This window comes from Streptomyces sp. Act143, assembly GCF_003143935.1.
In the GTDB taxonomy this organism is placed as follows: domain Bacteria; phylum Actinomycetota; class Actinomycetes; order Streptomycetales; family Streptomycetaceae; genus Streptomyces.
Genome location: NZ_QFRX01000001.1, coordinates 1,407,099 through 1,428,461, shown reverse-complemented (window position 1 = coordinate 1,428,461; position 21,363 = coordinate 1,407,099). Strand labels below are relative to the sequence as shown.

Here is a 21,363-nt window from a genome sequence, read left to right as displayed (position 1 = left end):
GTCTGCACCCATGACAGAGCCGACGATCAGTCAACTCCAGCCCATGCCCGACGACTGGCGGCGCGCACTCGCCGTCGTGGCCCACCCCGACGACCTCGAATACGGCTGCTCGGCGGCGATCGCCGCCTGGACCGACGGGGGCCGCGAGGTCGCCTACGTCCTGGCGAGCCGCGGCGAGGCGGGCATCGACACCCTGGAACCGGCCAAGTGCGGCCCGCTGCGCGAGCAGGAGCAGCGGGCCAGCGCCGCGGTCGTGGGGGTCTCGACGGTGGAGTTCCTGGACCACCGCGACGGGGTGATCGAGTACGGCACCGCGCTGCGCCGGGACATCGCCGCCGCCATCCGCCGGCACCGGCCGGAGCTGGTCATCACCCTCAACCACCGCGACACCTGGGGCGGCGTCGCCTGGAACACCCCGGACCATGTGGCGGTGGGCCGGGCCACGCTGGACGCGGCCGGTGACGCGGGCAACCGATGGATCTTCCCGGAGCTGGTGGAACAGGGCCTGGAGCCGTGGAACGGCGTCCGCTGGGTGGCCGTGGCGGGATCGGCCTCGCCCACCCATGCCGTGGACGCGACGCCGGGCCTGGAGCGCGCGGTGCGCTCGCTGCTCGAACACCGCGCGTACATCGAGGCGTTGACGGACGAGGACCCGGAGACGTACGCCCGGGGATTCCTCACCGGCGTGGCGGAGCGGACCGCGGAGAGGTTCGGCGGGACACCCGCCGTGGCCTTCGAACTGTTCAGCAGATGACGACGACGGACGCGACAGCGGCGACGGGCGACGGCATACGGCGACGGACGACGACCGGGGGAGACCATGACAACGGGGGAGAACATGACGGACACCGAGGCCTTGGCGGACCGCTTCGAGGAGCACCGGCCCCATCTCAAGGCGGTCGCCTACCGCATGCTCGGCTCGCTCGCCGAGGCGGAGGACGCCGTGCAGGAGGCGTGGCTCAAGCTCGGCCGCAGTGACGCGGAGGAGATCCGCAACCTGGGCGGCTGGCTCACCACGGTTGTCGGCCGGGTCTGCCTGGACATGCTCCGCTCGCGCACCACGCGCCGCGAGGACCCGCTGGACGACACGTTCGTCCCGGACCCGGTGCTCACCCCGCTGACGCGGATCGACCCCGAACAGGAGGTGCTCCAGGCGGACTCCGTCGGCCTCGCCCTGCTCGTGGTCCTGGAGACCCTGGAGCCCGCCGAACGGCTCGCGTTCGTGCTGCACGACATGTTCGCCGTGCCGTTCGACGACATCGCGGCGATCGTGGAGCGCAGCCCGGCCGCCACCCGGCAGCTGGCCAGCCGCGCCCGGCGCCGGGTCAAGGGCGCCACCCCGTCCGCCGAGCCCGACCTCGGCCGGCAGCGGCAGGTCGTCGACGCCTTCATGAGCGCGGCCCGCGCCGGGGACTTCGAGGCCCTGCTCGCGGTCCTGGACCCGGACGTCGTGCTGCGGGCCGACTCCGGTGCGCTGGTCGGCGGCGCGGCGGCGTCCAAGCTCGTGCGCGGCGCGCGGCCGGTGGCCGAACAGGCCGTGCTGTTCCGGCAGTTCGCGCAGTTCGCGGAGCTGGCGCTGGTCAACGGCGCGGTCGGGGTCCTCAACGCGCACGAGGGACAGCTGCAGTCGGTCATGGGCGTAACCGTCGTGGACGGCCGGATCACCGAACTGCACATCCTGGCCGACCCCGAGCGGCTCGCCCGTCTCGACGTGCCGGTCGCGGAGGGCTGAGTCAGGCGGCCACCAGCAGCGCGCCGACCGGGCGGTGCGGGCTCACCGCCCGCCCGTCCGGGAGGAGTTCACCGGTGTCGTCGAAGACGATGGTGCCGTTGCACAGCAGGCTCCAGCCCTGTTCGGGATGGGCCGAGACGATCACCGCGGCGTGGTGGTCGGGGCTCTCGGCGGTGGGGCACGCGGGCTGGTGGCTGCACATGATGTCTCTCCTCGACGCGGTGGCTCGCTCCTGCTTCGGTCGGCTGCACCTCAGTGGTAGCCGAGTTTGTTTTCTCCTGTATGTGGAGACCCCCACACCGCGGAAAATTCATCGGTGAGTTCCCGTTCCGTATCCTGGGCACATGCAAGATCACACAGCCCTTCGCGGCGACTGCGGGAGCTGCTTCGGGCTGTGCTGCGTCGCCCTGCCCTTCGCGGCCTCGGCGGACTTCGCCGTGGACAAGCCGGCCGGCCGGCCCTGTTCGAACCTCCAGGACGACCACCGGTGCGGCATCCACGCCCGGCTGCGGCAGAAAGGTTTCACGGGCTGCACGGTCTACGACTGCTTCGGTGCCGGGCAGAAGGTCTCGCAGGTGACCTTCGGCGGCCTGGACTGGCGCACCGGCGGGCGTGAGCACGCGCGCCGCATGTTCGACGTCTTCCCGGTCGTACGGCAGCTGCACGAACTGCTCTGGTACCTCACCGAGGTGCTCACCCTGCCCGCCGCCCGCCCGGTCCACGCCGACGCGCGCCGCCTGCTGGCGGAGACGGACGAGCTCACCCTGCGGATCCCGGAGGAGCTCGGCGAGCTGGACGTCGCCGCGCACCGCCAGGAGGTCAATGTGCTGCTCCTGAGGACCAGCGAACTGGTCCGCGCGGGCATCCGCGGCAAGAAGAAGGACCGCCGGGGCGCGGACCTGATGGGCGCCCGTCTCAAGGGCGCCGACCTGCGGGGCGCGAACCTCCGTGGCGCCTACCTCATCGCCGCCGACCTCACCGGCGCCGACCTGCGCGGCGCGGACCTGATCGGTGCCGACCTCCGTGACACCGACCTCACGGACGCCGACCTGACCGGCGCCTTCTTCCTGACCCAGCCGCAGCTCAACGCGGCGCGGGGGAGCGCGGGGACGAGGCTGCCGGAGCGGGTGACGCGCCCCGGGCACTGGACGCAGCCGCGGTCCTGACGTCCGCTCGGTTCAGTCACCCGCCCGGTGCACCGGGCACCGCGGCTCCGAAGGCGCCGCTTCCTCGCCGGCCGTCGCCCCGACCGCCGCCGTCACGCGCCGCCGCGTCAGCCGCAGCCGCAGTCCTTCCGGCATCAGCGTCAGCCGCTCGGCGATCCGCAGCCGGTAGTCCGGGTCGGCGCCCAGCTCGTACCGCCGCAGGAGCAGCCCCAGGACCAGCGTCGCCTCGTGCAGCGCGAACTGGCGGCCGATGCAGGCGCGCGCCCCCGTGCCCCACGGCTTGAAGGTGTGCGGGGCGCGGGACCGTACGGCTTTGGGGTCGAACCGGTCGGGGTCGAAGCGCTCGGCGTCCGCGCCCCACACCTCGGGGTCGCGGTGCAGCATCGGCGTGAGGACCAGCGTCCACGCGCCCCGCCGCATCGGATGCTGCCCGGCCAGCACCGTGTCCTCGCGCGCCTCCCGGGCGAAGGCGGGCGCCGTCGGCCACAGCCGCAGCGACTCGTCGAGGACCCGGCGGACGTAGCGCAGCTTGGCCACCTGGTCGTACCCGGGCACCTCCGCGTCGCCCCACACCCGGTCCACCTCGGCACGCGCGCGGGCCGCGACGTCCGGGTGCCGGGAGAGGTAGTGCAGGGCGAAGGAGAGGGCGCCCGAGGTGGTCTCGTGCCCGGCGACCAGGAAGGTGATCACCTGGCGCCGGACGTTCTCCGCCGACAGCCGCTCCCCGGTCTCCGGGTGTGCCGTCTCCAGCATCCGGTCCAGCAGGTCCCCGCTCCCGCTGGTGCTTCGGCGCTCCCGGACCAGGTCGTCGACCGTACGGTTCAGATAGGCGATGTCGGCCTCGTTGCGCCGCGCGGCCTCCCGCAACAGTCCGGGCCAGGGAACCGAGTTCAGCCGCTGCGCATAGGTGAGCGTGCCCACCATCGCGGTGATGAAGGGGTGCGGCCGGTCGCGTTCGAAGGAACCGAAGTCGTGCCCGAACCCGGTCCGCGCGATCGTCTCCAGCGTCAGCTTGGTCATGTCCCCGGGCACGTCCACCGTGCGCCCCGCGGCGGACTCCCGGTCCCAGTGGTCCGTGAGCCGTTCGGCCACGGCCAGCATCATGGGGTGGTAGGCCGCCATCGCCTCACGGCTGAAGCCCGGGGCGAGCACGTCGTGCGCCAGCTGCCAGTTCGGCTCGTGGTTGTACGCCGTGAACAGCCCGTCCCCGGCGATCGGCCGCAGATTGGCGATGCCCAGCCCGACGTGTTTGGCGAAGCGCGTCTCGTCGGCGAGGTCGGCCACGAGGTCCGCGCCCCACACGAAGACGAACTCCCGGTTGAAGGCCTTGCGCCGGTGGATCGGCCCCAAGAGGCGGGCGAAGCGGAGGGAGTCCTGAAGGGGTGTGCGCCGGTTGGCGCCCAGGATGTCCCCGAGCAGCGGGATCCGGCGGGGCGGATGCGGGATGCGGTGCAGCTCGGGCCAGCCCTGTTCGGCGCTGCGGAACCCCTTCGGCAGTCCGGTCCCGGCCGTCGTGTCCGTCATACCGCCATCTCCCTTGATCCACCCGCGCGTTGAGCGTGTTGTACGTGGGTTCAATAGCGTGATCCAGTCTGGGCCCGTTGTTGAACCGACGTCAAGTAAAGTGCGGGCATGGCCGCCAACCAGGGGGAGCGCACCCGCCGCCGGCTGACCACCGAGGAGCGCCGGGAGCAGCTCCTCGCCGTCGGGGCGCGGCTGTTCTCGGAGAGCCCGTACGACGACGTGTGGATCGAGCGGGTCGCCGAGATCGCCGGGGTCTCGCGCGGGCTGCTCTACCACTACTTCCCGACCAAGCGGGACTTCTTCGCGGCGGTCGTCGAGCGGGAGAGCGGGCGGATGCTGCGGATGACCGCGGCCGTCCCCGGGGTCCCGGTGCGGGAGCAACTGGCCGCGGGGCTCGACACGTTCCTGGAGTACGTCGAGGCCCATGCCCACGGTTTCCGCGCCTTCCATCGGGCCGACGCGGCGGGGGACCAGGCGGTGCGCAAGGTCTATCAGCGGTCCCTGGCCGCGCAGGAGCGCCAGATCCTGGCGGCGCTCGCCGCGGCCCCCGAGTTCGGCGCGGGCTTCGCGGCGCGTCCCGACACGACCCTCGCCGTGCGCGGTTGGCTGGCCTTCGTCACGGCCGTCTGCCTGGAGTGGCTCAGGGGCTCGGAGTTGTCCCGGGACGAGGTGCGCGATCTGTGCGCCCGCGCGTTGCTGGGCGTTCTCGGCGCCTGACACCGTCCGCGTGCGCTTCCGGAGTTCCGGTGCGTGGTGAGTTTGTGTCGTGCGCCTCCGCAAAGGATCGGCGGTACTGGTTGGCGTACACCTCGATCTCCGATAGGTTAGGCAAGGCTTACCTAAGGAGGTTCCGGGATGGGTGCTGGGATGGATGACGGCCACAGCTGGACGGCCGCGCCTTCCGCGGCGGAGCGGGCGCGCTCGGTGCTCGCCACCGCGTGGTCGTGCGCGGTGACCGCGGACGGCGGTCGTGAGGAGCTCGTCGGCGCGCACACCGTGGCGGAGGACGGCCGGTTGCTGCTCGACGTGCCCGACGACAGCGCTCTGCTCGCCACCGCGATCTGCGCCCCGCGCGGAGAGCCGTCCGCCGTGCTGGAGTTCGCCGACGTCTCGCCCGTTCCCGTGCGCAACCGTGTCCGGGCCCGCATGTGGCTCGCCGGCTGGTTCGCTCCCGAGGACGGGCGGCTGGCGTTCACGCCGACACGCGTGGTGCTGCGGCAGCCGTCCGGTGCCGTCGTCGTCGGCCTCGACGAGTTCGCCGCCGCCGCGCCCGACCCGCTGGCCGCCGCCGAGGCACGGCTGCTCACGCATCTCGCCGACTGCCACTCCGAGGCGGTCGAGCGCCTCACCCGGCTCGTGGAGCCCGACAGCCTGCACGGCGCGGTCAAGGTCCAGCCCGTCGCGGTCGACCGGCACGGACTGACCCTGCGGATCGAACGCGCCCGCGCCCACGGCGACGTACGCCTGCCTTTCCACCGGCCCGCCGACGATGTCGCGCAGCTCACCGAGCGCATGCACGTGCTGCTCGGCCAGGCCGCCTCGGCGGCCTGCCCCCGCGCGCTACAGCGGCAGCGCACAGACGGCGACGGGTGACGCGAACGGCTCGCCCGCGAGCCGCAGCCGACCGTCGGCCGCGGCCACGCGGAACACGCTCACCGTGCCGGACCGCTGATTCGCCGCGAACAGCAGTGTCCCGTCCGGCGAGAAGGCGATCTGCCGAGGGAAGTCCCCGGCCACCGGCACCGTGTCGAGGAGCCTGAGCCGGGCGCCGTCCGCCTCCACCGCATAGCGGGTGAGGCTGTTGTGACCCCGGTTGGCGAGGTAGGCGAACCGGCCGTCCGCTGTCACCAGCAGCTGCGCCGGATAGCTGGTGCCCGAGCCCGTGCCGGTGGACTGCGCCCCGCCGATCCGCAGGCGCCCGGTGGCGGTGTCGTAGGCGCAGACGGCGACGGTGTTGTCGACCTCGTTGGCCAGATAGGCGTACCGGCCGCCGGGGTGGAACGTCAGATGCCGCGGTCCGGCCCCCGGCCGGGTGTGGGCCTGCGCGACCTCGGTGAGCTGCCCGGTGCGGTCGTCGAGGCGGTACGTGTAGACCGTGTCGGTGCCCAGGTCGACGGCGAGGAGATGGGCGCCGTCCGGGCTCGTGACGCACTGGTGGGCGTGCGGCCCCTGCTGCCCCGGCCCCGGCTGCGGCGCGGAGTGCGTGACGAGGTCGGCGCGCTCGCCGACCGCCCCCGAGGCGTCGAGGGGGTGCACGGCCACACTGCCGTCGCCGTAGTTCGCGCTCAGCAGCCAGCGCCCGCCCGGATGCACCGACAGATGGCAGGGCGCCCCGCCGCCGGTGCTCCGGCTGCCGAGCACCTTGCGGTCGGAGAGCCGTACGGCGGTCACGGCGCCCTTCTCGCGCTCGTTCACCGCGTACAGCGTGCGGCCGTCCGGATGCAGGGCGAGATACGACGGGTCACCGACGCCGGTGAGCGTCCTGCCACCGGTCACCTCGCCCGTGTCGGTGTCGTACGAGGCGAAGGTGATGCCGGTGCCGCCGTCCTCGACGGAGGTGTACGTGCCGAGGAGCAGCGGGCGGGGGCCGGACGGCGTGGGGGAGGGGGACCCGGCGGGGGTGCTCGGACGCGTCGCGGGAGCCGCTCCCCGAGACGCCGGGGACGCCTCGGGCCCGGCGTCGTCGCACGAGGGCAGGGCCGTCGCCGCGGCCGTTCCGGCAAGCGCGCCGACGAACCGGCGCCTGCTCCAGTCGCCCCTGCCCATGCACGCACCTCAGGTCGGTCGGTTCCGCGGTCGCCAGCCACCTTGACCCGGACGGCACCTCGCGTGCAACACACACCTCCCCGAGACGACGCCCGCCGCGCCGCGCAAGCTGCCTCGGTCTCCGTTCGCTGTGCCGCGCGCTTCTTCAGCCCCGTCCGCCGTGCCGCGCGCGCTGCCTCGGCCCCTGTCCGCTGTGCTGCGCGCTTCTTCCAGTCCCCGCCGTATCGCGCTCCGCCCCTACCAATGCCTGTCCTCCACCGGCTCGCCTCACCTGGAACGCCGGGCGAGGGTGCGCCGGTTCCCGCGCAGTCGTTCCTGGAGCTTGGTGAGTCGTGGCAGGCGCTCGCGCTGCTCTCGGGAAGTGCGGTCCAGTTCCTCCAGCAGCCGGCGCGAGCGGTGCTCGGTGTCCAGCTCGTCGAGGATGCGGTTCACCTCGGTCAGCACCGCCCCGTGCAGCTGCCACTGCCGGGCGTCGCGCTGCACCTCCTCCAGGAGCAGCTGGGCGAGCTTGTCGCGGGTGGCCGCGGCCTGCCGCAACTCGGCGGCGAGCCGCTCCTCGGCCGACTCGGCGCTCTGGCTGACATGGGCGGTGACCAGCACCGCGAAGCTGACGACGGCGTCCGCGACCTCGGACAGCAGCTGGTCCACGACGGCGCCCGGCTGCGGCGCGAACAGCGGCTCGGGGTCGCGGGCCTCGGCGAGGTCGGCGAGGGTACGGGCGAGGACGCGCAGCACGACCGTGCAGATCTCCAGGGTGTCCAGGCCGGTGCGCAGCACCACCCGGTGCAGCAGCCCCTCGCGGACGCGGGGATTGAGCCGCAGACTGTCCTCGGCCTGCCTCAGGGCGGCGTCCACCTCCACGATGTCGTGGTCCAGCCGGCGGGCCTCGTGGAGCCGTTCCCGGGCGTGCTCCACGGGCGTGCGGCCCGCGGCCTCCTCACCCATGCGCAGCATCAGCTGCCGGACCCGGCGTGCCAGCCCCTCGATCGACTCGCCCGCCTCGCCCACCCACACCGGCGGCGCGAACAGCAGGTTGAGGCCGAGCCCGACGACCGCCCCGATCAGCGTCTCCAGCACCCGCGCCCACGCGGTGTCCCCGACCGTCGTCACCCCGAGGACCAGCATCGCGCTGATCGCCACCTCGGGCACGTACTCGTCGACCCGCACCAGATGCCCCACCGCCAGCGAGGCCAGGATCAGCAGCGCGAGGCTCCACCAGGTCAGGCCGACCAGCAGGCTGAAGGCGATGGCGACCAGCACACCGGCCACCACGGAGTTGACCCGCCGGATGCCGTTGGTGAGCGTGGCGTAGAGGGTGACCTGGACGACGAGCAGTGCGGTCAGCGGCGCGGTGAGCGGGGCCGCCTCAGGGCTCACGCGCAGCGCGATGACGTAGGCGATCGTCGCCGCGGCCGCGGACCGCAGCGCATGGACGACCGAAGGGTCCCTGCGGCGCTTCACGAAGCGCACGAGGGACCACATCCACTCACGTACATCTCGCATCCTCAGGCTGTTCCTCTTCCACATGCGCACCGTCGTACTCATTGCGGACCGTAACTGTCCGCAAGGCTGCCTAGATTGATGGCAGCAGCCGATCGGCGGCAAGAGGGGAGACCGGTGATGGCGGACACCCGAGGGCTCGAGGTTCTCACGGGCGCGCACGACTACCTGCGGCAGGTGGTCGCGGCGGTCCCGGCGACGGCCTGGGGCGCGGCGACGCCGTGCAGCGAGTGGACGGCACGCCAGGTGCTCAACCACGCGCGGATCGACCAGCAGGGCTACGGGCTCGCGATCACCGGCGGGCGTCCCGGCTCGGACCCGTTCCACCCGCAGGACGCGCTCGCCCCCGACCCGTCCGCGGAGCTCGACGAGGTGCTGTGCGCCGTGGCGGAGGCCTACGCCGGGCTGCCCGCCCGCAGCGCCGCCGTGCCCACCCCGCTGGGCCCGCTGCCCCTGCCGCTTGCCGCCGCTGCGGCCGCGATGGACGCGGGCGTGCACGCCTGGGACGGCCAGGACCTACCACTCACGGACGAGCTGGCCGAGGGCGTCTGGCCGCTCGCGGAACGCCTCGTGGACCATCTCCGCGACTCCTACCGGGTGTTCGCCCCCGCGCGGCAGGTGCCGGCCGGCGCGGGCCGGGCCGAGGCCCTGCTCGCCTTCCTGGGCCGCGACCCGCACTGGACGCCCTGAACGGCGCCTGACCTGGACCGGGTCAGACGTCCAGCTTGTCGAGGAAGGCGGTCAGATTGCCCGTGGCGCGGGCAATCTGCTCCTCCAGCGTCAGGCTCTCCTCGATCCGCAGCGTGCTCTGCGGCACCTTCTTGCCGCGCACATAGAGCGAACAGGCCAGGTCGGTGCACATGTACAGGCCGACCGAATTGCCCTCGCGCCCGGCCGCGCCCGCCTTGCGCGCGGTCATCAGTGAGACGCCGCCGCCCGGGTGGGTCGTCAGGCACAGCGAACACATGCTGCGGTGCAGGAAGCCGCGGTGCGCGGACGCGAGGCGCATGCTCAGGGCGACCGGCCGCCCGCGCCGCTCGGTGACGAGATAGGTGCGGTCCGGCGCACCCGGATCTCGCCAGCCGAGGAAGTCCAGGTCGTCCCAGGGGCGTTCGTCGAGATCGCGCGGCACGGCCACGCGCTTGGCCTCGCCCTTGGAGCAGTTGACGAAAGCGTTGCGGATGTCGTGCTCGGTCAGTGATCTCATGGGGGAGCCTCCTGGTGGCTTCCGCTTCTTCCGAAAGCCGGTGGTGAATTACCTAGTGCCCCTAGGTTCTGGTTCTGTCAGGGTAGTCGACCCCGCCGAGGAGGGGCCAGTGAATATCGAGAGCGTCCGGTCACCACGGGCACGGGCGGCGCTGCGGCACGTGGCGGCCCGGTCGGCGGGACCGGCCGTGGACCCCGCGGTGCGCATCACGCTGAACTTCCACCCCGACCGCCTGGCCGGCGGGCTGCCCCTTCTGGAGGCGCTGCTGCGGGACGGCGCCTACCACTCCCAGTTCGTGACCGGCACCAGCAACGGCGGCCTCACCGCGCACCCCGGGGGCGATCGCCGGCGCTGGGAGAGCCGCATCTTCGGCGGCGCCTACGACGCGGCCGGCCCGTACGACCGGCCCGTGTACGGCGCGCTGGACTTCCGCCGCCAGATCGTCGGCGCCGCCCCGCGCTTCGGCTCCTCCCACTTCCGGCTGACCGGCGCCGCACTGTCGCGGGCCACCTTCTGCTACCCCGACAGCGCCGCCGAGCCCGCCCACTTCGGCGTCGCCGCCGGGATGTCCCTGATCGCCCTCGCCGAGGCGGACGAACAGGACGCCCTCAACGACTACATCGAGGCTCAGGTCCACGGCGGCGTGGCCCTCGCCGACGACGTGGAGGCGCTCGTGCTGGACGCGTGTTATCGCGGCACGCCGGTCGAGGCGGCGGCCCGGCTGCTGCCCTGCCCTGTCGCATGGCACCCCGGGTACCGGCTGAGCGTCGCCGAGCTGCGCCGGCACGCGGACTACCGGGGCGAGGAGTACGCCGCACTGGGCGCCCGGATCGCCGAGGACGGGCACATCGACCCGCGGATCATCGGCGACGCCGCCCGTACCGGCCGCCATGAGCTCCAGGACCTGAAGATGGTGTGGCACACCCTCGCCCGCTTCGGCGCACCCGAGGGCGCGGGCACCGCCCGAGCCGACGACCCCGCGCCCGCCCCCCGCCGGGCCACCACCCGCCCGGCGTGAGCGCGCGCCGGACGGCCGCCGGGGAACGGCCGAACGGCCCGGTCGTTGACGGACGTCGCGCCGAGGCGGTGTACGCCGCCGGGCGGCGGGTGCGCGTACGGCCTTCACGCGGGCAGCCTTCGTGCGGGCGGCCTTCACGCGGCCGGCCTTGCGCGGGCGGCCTTCGTGCGGGCCCTGCCGGCCCGGGCCCGGGCCGCCCGTCTGGGCTCTCATAGGCTTCCCCTAGCGGGACCCTTCATAGTTCACATCGTGAATTAAGAGGGTGGGGAAAGTCGCCTTCGACGGCCCCGCAGCGGTATGTTGCAGGTCGGACAGGGTTCGGAGGGGAGCCACATGGCGGGGCGGAACGGGCGCACGGTACGCGATCTGAGGCGGGCCAACCGGACGGCCGTGCTGCAACGGCTCTACTTCGACGGACCCCTCAGCCGCTTCGAACTCGGCCCGGCGACCGGCCTCAGCTCCGGCTCGGTCAGCAATGTCGTCGCCGACCTCGTCGCCGACGGTCTGCTGGAGGAGGCGGGCAGCGTCGACTCCGACGGCGGCCGCCCCCGCACCCTGCTGCGCGTGGCCCCCGGCAGCGGCCACATGATCGGCGTCGATGTCGGCGAGACCCGGGTCCGCGTCGAGCTGTTCGACCTCACCCTCACCGAACTCGCCCGCGCCGAACGGCCGTTGACCCAGCAGCGGTACGACGTGGAGGTCATCGTCGGCCACATCCGCGACGGCGTCGCCGAGGTCCTGGCCGACGCGGGCATCGCCCCCGAACAGCTCCTCGGCGTCGGCATCGGCGTCCCCGGCATCGTCGAACACACCCCGGAGCGCGGCGCGGTGGTGCACGGCCAGACCATCGGCTGGGACGCCGTCCCGCTGGAGGCCCTGCTCCGCTCCACCTCCCGGCTCCCCGACAGCGTCCGGTACTTCATCGACAACGGCGCCAAGACCCTCGGTCAGGCCGAGATGTGGTTCGGCGGCGGGCGCGGTGCGCACAACGCGCTCGTCGTCCTCTTCGGCTCCGGCGTCGGCGCCTGCCTGGTCACACCCGAGGTGGAGAACGGCCGGGCGGTCGAGTGGGGGCATCTGACGGTAGGGGTGCGCGGGCGCCGCTGCCGGTGCGGCGCGCTCGGCTGCCTGGAGGCGTACGCGGGCGCCGAGTCGCTGCTCGACCGCTGGCGTGAGGAGGGCGGCCGGCCGCCCGAGGGCACCGACGAGGAGACCGCGCTGACGGCGATGCTGGCGGCCGCCTACCCGGCCGACGGCGGCGCGGCCGACCCGGTGGCGTTGGCCGTGCTGGAGGAGACCGCCGAGTACCTCGGCGCCGGTCTGTCCGACCTGATCAACCTCTTCCAGCCCGAGCGCATCCTCATCGGCGGCTGGGCCGGCCTCCAGCTGGGCACCCGCTTCCTGCCCGCGGTACGCCGCCACGCCGCCTCGTACGCCCTGCGGCACCCGGCCGAGAAGGTCACCATCGACCTCGGCCGGCTCGGCCCCGACGCGGTCACCGTCGGCGCCGCGATCCTGCCGCTCGCCGACTTCTTCGCCCGCGGCGGCCGCCGCCCCGAACCCGCCCCCGAGGGCCCGCACCCGGCCTGGCGCACGGCCCTGGAGGAGCGGGCCCCGCACTGAGGTCTCCGCATACCGGTCACCGGGTTTCGCCGGTGACCGGTGGAGGTACTCGCGTGACTTCCCTACGACGCGAAGGGAGGACGCCGTGGCCGACAAGCACCGCCCGGGCCCGGACGGCGAGCCCGTTCCCAGGGATCTGCCGGACCAGCAGGCCGGACAGGGGGAGGACCGCTGGGACGCGGCCCCCGACCTGTCCGACGAGGACGAACCCGCCACCGACGTCCCCGACACGGACGAGGCGGGCACGGGCCGCCAGGGCACACCGCACTCCGCCACCGTCCACCCCGAGCATCCGGAACCGCAGGAGCCGTCCGGCTGACCGGGGCCACCTGGGGGCGGTGACTCAGCCCGCCTTCCGCCCCCGCATCGGCTCCGTGTCCGCGCCGGCTCCCTGCTGGAGACCCTTCAGGAACTCCTCCAGCACCTCGTTCGCCGTGTGCTCCGGACGCCAGCGCAGCTCCGTGCGGGCGCGCGTGCAGTCCATCAGCGGCAGGCGCAGGACCGCGTCGAAGAGATGGGGCGAGGCGGGCAGCAGATGAAGGTTCCAGGCGGCGGCGATCGCCGAGCGGGCCGCGGTGCGCGGCAGCCGGACCCGGCGCGCGCCGAGCAGCTCGCCCAGCAGCTCCGCGTCCACCGGTGGCTCGGCCGCCAGGTTGAAGGCGCCGCGCGCCTCCGAGTGCAGCGCGAGCCGGTACGCCTTGGCCGCGTCGTCCGTGTGCAGCGCCTGCACCCGCAGCCCCGGGATGTCCGGCAGGAACGGCAGCAGCTCCGGGCGGATCAGCGGCCCGGGCAGGAAACGGCCGCCGAAGATGCGGCGCTGCTCGCTCGCCGACTCCCGCTTGAACAGGAACGCCGGCCGCATCCGCACCACCCGCACATCGGGATGGTCGCGCTCGAACGTGTCCAGGGCCCGCTCCAGATAGGCCTTCTCCCGGCAGTACGCGGCGTCCGGCCAGCCGTGCGTCGGCCACGACTCGTCGACGGCCTCGTCCTTCGGGCCCGGCGAGTACGCGCCGACCGACGACGTGTGCACCAGCGTCGGCACCTTGGCCGCGGCCACCGCCTCGAACACCCGGATGGAACCGAGGACGTTGGTGCGCCAGGTCACCGCCGGATCATGGGTCGGCTGGAACGCCCAGGCCAGATGCACCACGGCGGACGCCCCGGCGAACTCCGCCGCCAGGTCGGTCTCCTCGTCGGACAGGTCGACGGCGACCCACTCCGTCTTCGGCGGCGACCACTGGGGGGCCCGACGGGCCAGCCCCACCACGGAGCCGACCTCCGGATCCTCCGACAGGAGCCGCACCACACTGGTGCCGACATTGCCGGTGGCGCCCGTGACGACGATCCTGCTGCCCGTTGTGCTGCTCACCTTCGGCTCCTTCCGGACCTGCGCTGCGCGGAAGCCCCCGAGTACCCGGGCGGCGGGACCCGACGCACCCTTGCGTCCACAGCATGTTTCATACGGCTGACGCATGAGGCCGGGTAGGGTGGGCGGGGTGGGACTGTCCTTGGGAGAACGAGTGAGGTCGTCGGTGGCCGCGTTGCTGCACGCGACGGGAGAGTCGCAGGCGGACGTCGCCGTCGCGCTCGGTGTGAGCCAGGCGCAGGTGAGCCGCCGCCAGTCCGGCAGCGCCGCCTGGAGCCTGGCCGACTGCGACGCGCTGGCGGCGCACTTCGGCATCGACGTCCTCGACCTCCTCGCCGGACCGACCCGCGCCTGCGAGACCCTGCCGGTGCGCAGGCGCCGCTCCGCCGGTTCGACGGAGGTGGCCCGATGACCGACTTCGACGCGATCGACGCCCTGCTGGCCGGGGCCCGCCAGGAAGTTCCGCTGCCGTCTGTCGACGTACGGCGCGCACTGCGCGAAGGGCTCAGCCTCTCCCGCGCCCAGGTGGCCCAGGCCCTCGGGGTGAGCCCCTCCACCGTCGGCGGCTGGGAGTCGGGTCGGGACCCGAGCGGCGAGGTGCGCGAGAAGTACGCGTACTTCCTCGAAGGGGCGCAGACCAAGCTGGCGGCTCAGGCGGAGGACGAGCCGGGCGGGGGCGCCGGGGCGCAGGACGCCCAGGAGGAGCCGGAGCCCGTCGCCGCCCCTGCCGGGCCGGGGGAGGCCGACGAGGTCGAGGCCCTCGCCGCGCCGCAGCCCTGCGTCCTGTGCGGTGCGCCGGCCCGCCACCAGGTCGCCGGTTTCCCGCAGCACCTCGACCCCGCGGACTGCGGGACGCCGGCGGCGACGGCGACGGCTCCGGCCCCCGAGCCGGAACCGGAGGAACAGCCGAGGCCCGTCCGCCCCGCCACCTCCGCCCGCGCCGCCGCGCCCGTCCGCGTCGTCCCCGTGGGCCGTCGTATGCAGACCGCCTCCCAGGACCCGGACCTCATCGCCTCGGCGGTCGCCGCCGCCCTCGCCCAGCACGGCGGCGACCTGGAAGCCGCGACCGCGGCGCTGGTCAAGAGGGCCATTCCGGATGCCATGGCGCTGCTGGACGAGACCCGCAAGGGCGGCCGGTACGACGTCGTCGCGCACCCGTGGATCCCGGACATCCTGCGCAAGCAGACCGCGCGCGGCGCCGACCGGATCTGGGAGGCGCGCCCCAAGTGGGCCCGCACCGAACTCCCGCCGGGTCTGCACGAGGTGACCGCCCTCGACATCAACGGCGCGTACCTGTCGGCGCTCAAGACCCATCTGCCGATCGGGCAGCTGGAGCACTCCACCGGCTTCGACCACGACCGCCGCCGGGCCGGCGTCCATCTGATCACCCCGCCCGCGTGGGACCACGAGGCCGAGCTGCCGAACCCGATCGGCAACCGCGACGAGCCCGGCCCGCTCTGGGTCACCGAACCGACCCTGAGGCTGCTGCTGCGCCTGTCGGGGCCGAAGTACGGGCTGTGCGACCCGCCGGAGATCCACGAGTCGTTCACCTCGGGGGCCACCGAGGGGCTGCTGGAGAAGTTCCGCGTCGCGCTGAAGGAGGCCCGGGACCGGGCGATCGCCGAGGACGACGACGTGACGCTGGAGTACGTGAAGGCGATGTACTCCAAGTTCGTCTCCACGATGGGGGAGTCGAACTACAACCGGGAGCTGTACCGCCCCGACTGGATGCACCTGATCCGCTCGCAGGCCTTCGCCAACCTCTGGTTGAAGGCGCTGAAGGCCCACGAGGAGGGCCTCACGGTCGTCCGCGCCATGGGCACCGACGAGCTGCACGTGATCGGCGACTGGCGGCGGGTCTTCCCGGAGGGCCGCGGGGTCTCCGAGGTGAAGGTCAAGGACACGTACACCCTCGGCGAGGAACCGGACCCCGCGGCCGCGGGTGAGGACGCCTAGGAGCGCCCGGGACCGCCGGAGAGAGCCCGGGAGGGCCTAGGAGGCGAAGGCGTTCACGCCCGTCAGGTCCGCCGACAGCTCCCACAGGCGGGCCGCCTGCTCCGGGTCGGTCGCCCAGGCCTTGACGCCGCTCGTCCCGCCGTCGGCGGCGGGCTCGGCGATGTCGCAGTCCTCCAGGTAGACGCCGCCCATCCCGGCCAGCTGCGGCGAGGTCGCCGCCCACACCTGGGTGGCCGCGCCCTGCTCCGGGGTCTTGAACGCGCCCGGGTTGAGGAGGTTGCCCTCGTCGTCGATCCAGCCGCGCTCGATCATCTCCTCCTTGGGGATGTGGCGCTGCAGCGGGGTGTGGATGCCGCCGGGGTGCAGCGAGAAGGCGCGCACGCCCTGGCCGGCGGCGAGCGCGTCGAGGTGGACGGCGAACAGGACGTTCGCGGTCTTCGCCTGCCCGTAGGCCTCCCACTTGTCGTAGCCCTGCCGCCAGTGGACGTCGTCCCAGCGCATCCCCGAGAAGTGGTGGGCGCGCGAGGACACCGAGACCACGCGGGCGCCGCCGGGCGCGATCGCCGGCCACAGCCGGTTGACGAGGGCGAAGTGACCGAGGTGGTTGGTGGCGAACTGGGCCTCCCAGCCGGGGCCGACCCGGGTCTCGGGGCAGGCCATGATCCCGGCGTTGTCGATCATCAGGTCGATGGTGCGGTCCGAGGCGAGGAACCGTTCGGCGAAGGCCCGGACGCTCTCCAGGTCGCCGAGGTCGAGCGAGTCCACCTCGACGCCGTCGACGCCCGCCAGCGCCTCCCGGGCGGTGTCGGGGCGGCGGGCCGGGACGACCACGCGGGCGCCCGCCGCGGTGAGCGCCCGGGTCGTCTCCAGGCCGAGTCCCGAATAGCCGCCGGTGACGACGGCGAGCTTCCCGGACAGGTCGATGCCGGCGAGGACGTCGTCGGCCGTGCTGTGGGCGTCGTATCCCGAACCGATCTTGTGCTGTGCAGTGCTCATGCTCGGAACGCTACGAATTGGAGTGCTCTCGAAGTCAAGCGCGGGTCGGCACGCGCGCGCCTGGAAAGGGGCAGAAGAAAGCCCCGACCGGACGGGGGAATCACGGTCGGGGCGGTCCTGTGGTGGGCGGGACACCGTCCCGTACAACCCCACGTCTGATTCAACGGGCAACCACCCTTGCGTGTTCCCCCTGCTGTCGAGTTATGGCGTGAGGTGCGTCACCGGCCGGACGGGAGCGCGGCGAAGGGGCTGTCCGCGAGTGCGGCGAGCAGCTCGGCGGGGTCGTCGTAGACCGCCTCGGCGCCCGCGGCCACGAGGTCGGCGCGCGGGATGCCGCCGCACAGCACGCCCACGCAGCGCACCCCGGCCCTGCGGCCCGCCTTCATGTCCCACACCGTGTCGCCCACGAACACCGCCCGCTCAGCGGGGACACCCGCCAGTTCCAGGGCGTGCTCCACGGGCTCCGGCGCGGGCTTGCCCTCGTCGACGTCGTCGGCGCTCGCGGTCGCGGTGATCGCGTCGTCCGCGCCGATGGCCCGGCGCAGCGCGGACAGCTCCGCGCCGCCCGCCGAGGTGGCGAGCACCACCGCCCAGCCCTCGTGGTCCAGGCGCCGCAGCAGCCGTCCGGCGTCCCGCAGCGCGGGCAGCCGGTCGAAGTACTGCCCGTAGAGGGCCTTGTGCGCGGCGCTGAGGCGGGCGTCCTCGTCCCGGTCCCGGTCCTCGCCCAGCAGATGCGCGACGAGGTCCTCGGAGCCGAGCCCGATCGCCCGGTGGACGGCGTGCATGGGCACGGTGTGCCCCGCCTGGCGGAACGCCTCCCACCAGGTGGTCACATGCAGATGGTTGGTGTCGACCAGGGTCCCGTCGACGTCGAAGACGGCCGCCCGTTCCGCCCGTTCCATGTGTCCCGTCCCTTCTTGCCCGTCCTTCTCGCGCCCACCGGTCGAGTACCACGTCACGTGCCGGTCACTCGGGAGGGCGTACGGCGCTCCCGGGTCCAGGCGAGCAGTTCGTCCAGCGACCAGGTGGTGACCACCCGCTCGGCGGGCACCCCGCACTCCTCGGCGCGGGCGCAGCCGAGGAGCTGCCAGTCGAGCTGGCCCGGCGCGTGCGCGTCGGTGTCGATCGAGAAGAGCGTGCCCGCGGCCACGGCCCGGCGCAGCAGCCGCCGCGGCGGGTCGAGCCGCTCGGGCCGGCTGTTGATCTCCACGGCCGTGCCGGACTCCGCGCACGCGCCGAACACGTCGTCCGCGTCGAACTCCGACTCCGGCCGCCCGCGCCCGGTGACCAGCCGCCCGGTGCAGTGCCCGAGGACGTCGGCGTGCGGATTGCGTACGGCGGCCACCATCCGGCGGGTCATCGAGCGGGCGTCCATGCGCAGCTTGGAGTGCACGGAGACGACCACGACGTCGAGCCGCTCCAGCAGTTCCTCCTCCTGGTCGAGCGCGCCGTCGTCGAGGATGTCGCACTCGATGCCGGTGAGCAGCCGGAACGGCGCCCAGGTCGCGTTCAGCTCCGCCACCACGTCCAGTTGCTCGCGCAGCCGCTCGGGGGAGAGGCCGCGGGCGACGGTGAGACGGGGGGAGTGGTCGGTCAGTACCGCCCACTCGTGCCCGAGCTCCGCCGCGGTCCGGCCCATCTCCTCGATCGGGCTGCCCCCGTCCGACCAGTCCGAATGCAGATGGCAGTCCCCGCGCAGCAGCGCCCGCAGCTCCCCGCCGCCCCGGACGGCCGGCCGCGTCGCCGCCTCGCCCTCCAGCTTCTCCAGATAGCCCGGCATCCCGCCTGCCAGCGCCTCGCGCGCCACCTGCGCGGTCTTCGGGCCGACCCCCTTCAGCTCCTCCAGCGTGCCGGCGGCGGCCCGCCGGCGCAGCTCGGCCTCCGGCAGCCCCGCCAGCACCCGGGCGGCCGTACGGAAGGCGCGCACCCGGTACGAGGGCGCGAGGGACCGTTCCAGCAGGAAGGCGATCCGATCCAATGCCTGTACCGGCTCCATGCCACCACCTCCGCGGCGTCCCTTCCAGGGTTCCCCCGTCCGAAATGCGTTCTACGCTCTATTGCATGACCGAAGTCGCGAGTCCGCACATCTCCCACCCGCGGATCCTGGTGCTCGGCGTCCAGCCCGGTACGCCGCCGTTCCGCATCGTGGAGATCGACGGAGAAGTGGTCGGTGAGGCGAAGACCGTCACCGACGTCCTGGAGGCCGCCGCCGCGTTCGGCATCACGGTCCACGACCTGGACGACCCGGACGTGGTGCGCTGGGTGGGCGGCGACAAGTTCACCTGGAAGCTGCACTAGGGACGGGCCGCAGGGCTCAGCCGACGGTCCACTTCTGGTTGGCGCCGCCCGTGCAGGTCCAGATCTGCAGCCGGGTGCCGTTGGCCGAGCTGTTGCCGGTCACGTCCAGGCACTTGTCGGCCTGCGGGTTGACGATGTCGTGCGCGGCGGTGACGGTCCATCGCTGGGCGCCGGTGCCGTTGCAGTCGTAGAGCTGCACCGCCGTGCCGTCCGCGGTGCTGCCGCCGGTCACGTCCAGGCACTTGCCGAGCGCGCGGAGGGTGCCGTCGGTGCCCACGGTCCACTGCTGGGCGGCGGTGCCGTTGCAGTCGTAGAGCTGTACGGGGGTGCCGTTCGCGGGGTTCGCCCCGGCGACGTCGACGCACTTGCCGGCGAGCCCCTTGATCGCGACGCCGGCGGCCGTGTCGCCGGTCGTCACCGAGACGTGGTCCACCACCAGTTGCTGCGGGAAGACGGTGGAACCGTCGGGGTCGCCGGGCCAGTAGCCGCCGACCGCGAGGTTCAGGATCAGGAAGAACGGCTTGTTGAACACCCAGGTGCGCCCACCCAGGTCGGCCGGGGTGCGCCGCTGGTAGACGTTCCCGTCCACGGACCAGGTGATCGAGTCCGGCGCCCAGTCGACGGCGAAGGTGTGGAAGGCGTCCGCGAAGGCCTGGCCGCCCGGCAGGGTGTAGGCCGCGCCGATGCCGCCCGAGCCGGAGTAGCCGGGGCCGTGGATCGTGCCGTGCACGGTGGCGGGCTCGAAGCCGACGTTCTCCATGACGTCGATCTCGCCCGAGTCCGGCCAGTTCACGGGCGTGCCGAGCATCCAGAACGCAGGCCACATGCCCTGTCCGCGCGGGATCTTCATCCGCGCCTCGACGTGCCCGTACTGCGCGGTGAACTTCCCCGAGGTGTTCAGGCGCGCCGAGGTGTACTGGCAGGTGCCGTACCAGCACTGGTAGTCGGCGGGGTTCTCGCGGCGGGCCGTGATGACCAGGTGGCCCTGGCCGTCCAGCGCCGCGTTCCGGGTGCCCGCCGTGTAGTACTGCCGTTCGTGGTTGTTGACGTTGTCGCCGGTCTCGATCTGCCACTTGGAGGTGTCCACGGAGGCCCCGGCGGGACCGTCGAAGGTGTCGGAGAAGGCCACGGCCGCGGCGGCCGCGGCGGGTTGCTCCGCTTGCGCGGAGCCGGTCGCGGCGGAGGCCACGAGGACGGCGGACAGGGCGGCGAACAGGCACTTCCGGAGCAGGCGTGGGGGTGCCACGGCTCTCCCTTCCGTACGGCGGCTGATGCGCCGACTGAGGTGGGGGGTGAAGGCGTCGCCTCTTGATTTAAGAAGTGAGATAAGGAGCCGTCAATACCCTGGTGCAGACCAGGAGTCGGGCGTGCCGGTTTCGTGCGCGCAGACGCTTCGGTCACCGCCGAAGCATCCGGTTCCTAAGATCGCCCGCATGGAAGGCCTTCCAGAGATACTCGCCGTCCTCGCCGCGGGCGTCGGCGCCGGTGCCGTCAACGCCGCCGTCGGCTCGGGCACGCTGATCAGCTTCCCGGTGCTGCTCGCGACCGGCCTCTCCCCGGTCACCGCGACCGTGTCCAACGCCCTCGGCCTGGTCCCCGGCTCGGTCAGCGCCGCCGTCGGGTACCGCAGGGAACTCGCGGGACAGCGCGGACGCGTCCTCAAGTGGAGCGCCGGTGCCGTGCTCGGCGGCCTGACAGGGGCCACGCTGCTGCTGGTCCTGCCCGCGGCGGCGTTCGAGACGATCGTCCCCGTCCTGGTGGGGCTCGCGCTCGTGCTGGTCGCCCTCCAGCCCCTGATCGGCCGACGGCTGCGCGACCGCCGCGCCCGCACCGGCCGGGCCTCCGCCCGTGCCGACGGCGGCCCGTCCCTGCTCGTCGGACTGGCGCTCGCGAGCGTCTACGGCGGCTACTTCTCCGCCGCCCAGGGGATCGTCTACGTCTCCCTCATGGGCCTGCGCCTCGACGACGGCCTGCAACGCCTCAACGCCGTCAAGAACGTCCTCGTCGCCCTCGTGAACACCGTCGCCGCGCTCTTCTTCCTCTTCGCCGCCGACTTCGACTGGACGGCCGTCGCGCTGCTCGCGGTCGGTTCCGCGGCCGGCGGTCGGATCGGTGCCGCGGCGGGCCGCCGGTTGCGCCCGGCGGTCCTGCGCACGCTCATCGTGGTGATCGGCACCGTGGCCGTCGTCCAGCTGTCGGCACGCTGAC

The 21,363-nt window shown here is 73.3% G+C and carries 23 protein-coding genes; 13 read left to right on the top strand and 10 right to left on the bottom strand.

Annotation, left to right across the window (positions count from 1 at the left end):
• Window positions 1–10: 10 nt before the first annotated feature.
• Together DI272_RS06330 and sigJ are read left to right on the top strand one after the other, a co-directional pair.
• Window positions 11–754 carry a PIG-L deacetylase family protein gene (locus tag DI272_RS06330; protein ID WP_109494222.1) on the top strand — a complete coding sequence of 248 codons (744 nt, stop codon included), beginning with the start codon at window positions 11–13 and terminating at the stop codon, window positions 752–754.
• A gap of 84 nt (window positions 755–838) precedes the next feature.
• Entirely contained in the window at window positions 839–1,732 is an 894-nt protein-coding gene (gene sigJ / locus DI272_RS06325) for an RNA polymerase sigma factor SigJ (RefSeq protein ID WP_109494220.1), read from the top strand.
• A 1-nt stretch (window position 1,733) separates the two neighbouring features.
• Here sigJ and DI272_RS06320 read toward each other — a convergent pair whose 3' ends face one another.
• Complete coding sequence (locus DI272_RS06320; RefSeq protein WP_109494218.1) at window positions 1,734–1,934, bottom strand: DUF5999 family protein; 201 nt, start codon at window positions 1,932–1,934, stop codon at window positions 1,734–1,736.
• 142 nt (window positions 1,935–2,076) lie between these two features.
• Between DI272_RS06320 and DI272_RS06315 the strand changes: the two genes are divergently transcribed.
• The gene (locus DI272_RS06315; protein WP_109494216.1) at window positions 2,077–2,898 is read left to right on the top strand and encodes a pentapeptide repeat-containing protein; all 822 of its coding nucleotides are present in this window, start codon (window positions 2,077–2,079) and stop codon (window positions 2,896–2,898) included.
• Between the two features lie 12 nt (window positions 2,899–2,910).
• Here the strand turns inward: DI272_RS06315 and DI272_RS06310 are convergent, their stop codons facing one another.
• Window positions 2,911–4,422, bottom strand: coding sequence for a cytochrome P450 (locus DI272_RS06310; protein ID WP_109494214.1), 1,512 nt, complete (start codon window positions 4,420–4,422; stop codon window positions 2,911–2,913).
• A gap of 108 nt (window positions 4,423–4,530) precedes the next feature.
• On the opposite strand from DI272_RS06310, the gene DI272_RS06305 reads away from it, so the two are divergent.
• On the top strand, window positions 4,531–5,139 hold the full coding sequence (locus DI272_RS06305) for a TetR/AcrR family transcriptional regulator (protein ID WP_109494212.1): 609 nt from the start codon (window positions 4,531–4,533) through the stop codon (window positions 5,137–5,139).
• Between the two features lie 150 nt (window positions 5,140–5,289).
• A complete protein-coding gene (locus DI272_RS06300) occupies window positions 5,290–6,015 on the top strand; it encodes a DUF2470 domain-containing protein (RefSeq protein ID WP_109494210.1) in 726 nt (241 codons plus the stop codon).
• On the opposite strand, the gene DI272_RS06295 is transcribed toward DI272_RS06300, so the two are convergent.
• The gene (locus tag DI272_RS06295) at window positions 5,983–7,188 is read right to left on the bottom strand and encodes a lactonase family protein (RefSeq protein ID WP_109494208.1); all 1,206 of its coding nucleotides are present in this window, start codon (window positions 7,186–7,188) and stop codon (window positions 5,983–5,985) included. The genes DI272_RS06300 and DI272_RS06295 overlap by 33 nt on opposite strands.
• A 267-nt stretch (window positions 7,189–7,455) precedes the next feature.
• Window positions 7,456–8,691, bottom strand: a complete 1,236-nt coding sequence (locus DI272_RS06290; RefSeq protein ID WP_109494206.1) for an aromatic acid exporter family protein — start codon at window positions 8,689–8,691, stop codon at window positions 7,456–7,458.
• A 117-nt stretch (window positions 8,692–8,808) separates the two neighbouring features.
• Here DI272_RS06290 and DI272_RS06285 point away from each other — a divergent pair, with 117 nt between their 5' ends.
• Window positions 8,809–9,378 (top strand): TIGR03086 family metal-binding protein, encoded by a 570-nt coding sequence (locus DI272_RS06285; RefSeq protein ID WP_109494204.1) that lies wholly within the window; start codon window positions 8,809–8,811, stop codon window positions 9,376–9,378.
• A gap of 22 nt (window positions 9,379–9,400) precedes the next feature.
• On the opposite strand, the gene DI272_RS06280 is transcribed toward DI272_RS06285, so the two are convergent.
• Window positions 9,401–9,895, bottom strand: a complete 495-nt coding sequence (locus tag DI272_RS06280; protein WP_109494202.1) for an FBP domain-containing protein — start codon at window positions 9,893–9,895, stop codon at window positions 9,401–9,403.
• Window positions 9,896–10,004: 109 nt separating this feature from the next.
• On the opposite strand from DI272_RS06280, the gene DI272_RS06275 reads away from it, so the two are divergent.
• The 3 genes from DI272_RS06275 to DI272_RS06265 all read left to right on the top strand — a co-directional run bounded on the left by DI272_RS06275 (window position 10,005) and on the right by DI272_RS06265 (window position 12,855).
• Complete coding sequence (locus DI272_RS06275) at window positions 10,005–10,913, top strand: DUF3626 domain-containing protein (RefSeq protein ID WP_258314479.1); 909 nt, start codon at window positions 10,005–10,007, stop codon at window positions 10,911–10,913.
• A 333-nt stretch (window positions 10,914–11,246) separates the two neighbouring features.
• Window positions 11,247–12,536 carry an ROK family transcriptional regulator gene (locus tag DI272_RS06270; protein ID WP_109494198.1) on the top strand — a complete coding sequence of 430 codons (1,290 nt, stop codon included), beginning with the start codon at window positions 11,247–11,249 and terminating at the stop codon, window positions 12,534–12,536.
• An 85-nt stretch (window positions 12,537–12,621) separates the two neighbouring features.
• Window positions 12,622–12,855 carry a hypothetical protein gene (locus DI272_RS06265; RefSeq protein ID WP_109494196.1) on the top strand — a complete coding sequence of 78 codons (234 nt, stop codon included), beginning with the start codon at window positions 12,622–12,624 and terminating at the stop codon, window positions 12,853–12,855.
• Window positions 12,856–12,879: 24 nt separating this feature from the next.
• Here DI272_RS06265 and DI272_RS06260 read toward each other — a convergent pair whose 3' ends face one another.
• On the bottom strand, window positions 12,880–13,908 hold the full coding sequence (locus DI272_RS06260) for an SDR family oxidoreductase (RefSeq protein ID WP_109494194.1): 1,029 nt from the start codon (window positions 13,906–13,908) through the stop codon (window positions 12,880–12,882).
• A 127-nt stretch (window positions 13,909–14,035) separates the two neighbouring features.
• Between DI272_RS06260 and DI272_RS06255 the strand changes: the two genes are divergently transcribed.
• Together DI272_RS06255 and DI272_RS06250 are read left to right on the top strand one after the other, a co-directional pair.
• Window positions 14,036–14,317 carry a helix-turn-helix transcriptional regulator gene (locus tag DI272_RS06255; protein WP_181387103.1) on the top strand — a complete coding sequence of 94 codons (282 nt, stop codon included), beginning with the start codon at window positions 14,036–14,038 and terminating at the stop codon, window positions 14,315–14,317.
• Entirely contained in the window at window positions 14,314–15,861 is a 1,548-nt protein-coding gene (locus DI272_RS06250) for a helix-turn-helix domain-containing protein (protein WP_109494191.1), read from the top strand. The genes DI272_RS06255 and DI272_RS06250 overlap by 4 nt, the downstream gene beginning before the upstream one ends.
• 36 nt (window positions 15,862–15,897) lie before the next feature.
• Here the strand turns inward: DI272_RS06250 and DI272_RS06245 are convergent, their stop codons facing one another.
• From DI272_RS06245 to DI272_RS06235, 3 genes are all read right to left on the bottom strand, one after another.
• The gene (locus DI272_RS06245; protein WP_109494189.1) at window positions 15,898–16,857 is read right to left on the bottom strand and encodes an SDR family NAD(P)-dependent oxidoreductase; all 960 of its coding nucleotides are present in this window, start codon (window positions 16,855–16,857) and stop codon (window positions 15,898–15,900) included.
• A gap of 218 nt (window positions 16,858–17,075) precedes the next feature.
• Window positions 17,076–17,759, bottom strand: a complete 684-nt coding sequence (locus DI272_RS06240) for an HAD family hydrolase (protein WP_109494187.1) — start codon at window positions 17,757–17,759, stop codon at window positions 17,076–17,078.
• 53 nt (window positions 17,760–17,812) lie between these two features.
• The gene (locus tag DI272_RS06235) at window positions 17,813–18,853 is read right to left on the bottom strand and encodes a PHP domain-containing protein (RefSeq protein WP_109494185.1); all 1,041 of its coding nucleotides are present in this window, start codon (window positions 18,851–18,853) and stop codon (window positions 17,813–17,815) included.
• A gap of 65 nt (window positions 18,854–18,918) precedes the next feature.
• Here DI272_RS06235 and DI272_RS06230 point away from each other — a divergent pair, with 65 nt between their 5' ends.
• Window positions 18,919–19,155 (top strand): hypothetical protein, encoded by a 237-nt coding sequence (locus DI272_RS06230; RefSeq protein WP_109494183.1) that lies wholly within the window; start codon window positions 18,919–18,921, stop codon window positions 19,153–19,155.
• A 16-nt stretch (window positions 19,156–19,171) separates the two neighbouring features.
• On the opposite strand, the gene DI272_RS06225 is transcribed toward DI272_RS06230, so the two are convergent.
• The gene (locus tag DI272_RS06225) at window positions 19,172–20,401 is read right to left on the bottom strand and encodes a glycoside hydrolase family 16 protein (RefSeq protein ID WP_109494181.1); all 1,230 of its coding nucleotides are present in this window, start codon (window positions 20,399–20,401) and stop codon (window positions 19,172–19,174) included.
• A 187-nt stretch (window positions 20,402–20,588) separates the two neighbouring features.
• On the opposite strand from DI272_RS06225, the gene DI272_RS06220 reads away from it, so the two are divergent.
• Complete coding sequence (locus tag DI272_RS06220) at window positions 20,589–21,362, top strand: sulfite exporter TauE/SafE family protein (RefSeq protein WP_109494179.1); 774 nt, start codon at window positions 20,589–20,591, stop codon at window positions 21,360–21,362.
• Window position 21,363: the final 1 nt, after the last annotated feature.

Bases quoted from the DNA above. Each gene is read 5' to 3' on its own strand.
- DI272_RS06250 (WP_109494191.1), top strand. From the start codon at position 14,314: ATGACCGACTTCGACGCGATCGACGCCCTGCTGGCCGGGGCCCGCCAG.
- DI272_RS06245 (WP_109494189.1), bottom strand. From the start codon at position 16,857: ATGAGCACTGCACAGCACAAGATCGGTTCGGGATACGACGCCCACAGC.
- DI272_RS06315 (WP_109494216.1), top strand. From the start codon at position 2,077: ATGCAAGATCACACAGCCCTTCGCGGCGACTGCGGGAGCTGCTTCGGG.
- DI272_RS06280 (WP_109494202.1), bottom strand. From the start codon at position 9,895: ATGAGATCACTGACCGAGCACGACATCCGCAACGCTTTCGTCAACTGC.
- DI272_RS06305 (WP_109494212.1), top strand. From the start codon at position 4,531: ATGGCCGCCAACCAGGGGGAGCGCACCCGCCGCCGGCTGACCACCGAG.
- sigJ (WP_109494220.1), top strand. From the start codon at position 839: ATGACGGACACCGAGGCCTTGGCGGACCGCTTCGAGGAGCACCGGCCC.
- DI272_RS06220 (WP_109494179.1), top strand. From the start codon at position 20,589: ATGGAAGGCCTTCCAGAGATACTCGCCGTCCTCGCCGCGGGCGTCGGC.
- DI272_RS06230 (WP_109494183.1), top strand. From the start codon at position 18,919: ATGACCGAAGTCGCGAGTCCGCACATCTCCCACCCGCGGATCCTGGTG.
- DI272_RS06295 (WP_109494208.1), bottom strand. From the start codon at position 7,188: ATGGGCAGGGGCGACTGGAGCAGGCGCCGGTTCGTCGGCGCGCTTGCC.
- DI272_RS06300 (WP_109494210.1), top strand. From the start codon at position 5,290: ATGGATGACGGCCACAGCTGGACGGCCGCGCCTTCCGCGGCGGAGCGG.
- DI272_RS06290 (WP_109494206.1), bottom strand. From the start codon at position 8,691: ATGCGAGATGTACGTGAGTGGATGTGGTCCCTCGTGCGCTTCGTGAAG.
- DI272_RS06310 (WP_109494214.1), bottom strand. From the start codon at position 4,422: ATGACGGACACGACGGCCGGGACCGGACTGCCGAAGGGGTTCCGCAGC.
- DI272_RS06330 (WP_109494222.1), top strand. From the start codon at position 11: ATGACAGAGCCGACGATCAGTCAACTCCAGCCCATGCCCGACGACTGG.
- DI272_RS06235 (WP_109494185.1), bottom strand. From the start codon at position 18,853: ATGGAGCCGGTACAGGCATTGGATCGGATCGCCTTCCTGCTGGAACGG.
- DI272_RS06320 (WP_109494218.1), bottom strand. From the start codon at position 1,934: ATGTGCAGCCACCAGCCCGCGTGCCCCACCGCCGAGAGCCCCGACCAC.
- DI272_RS06285 (WP_109494204.1), top strand. From the start codon at position 8,809: ATGGCGGACACCCGAGGGCTCGAGGTTCTCACGGGCGCGCACGACTAC.
- DI272_RS06270 (WP_109494198.1), top strand. From the start codon at position 11,247: ATGGCGGGGCGGAACGGGCGCACGGTACGCGATCTGAGGCGGGCCAAC.
- DI272_RS06240 (WP_109494187.1), bottom strand. From the start codon at position 17,759: ATGGAACGGGCGGAACGGGCGGCCGTCTTCGACGTCGACGGGACCCTG.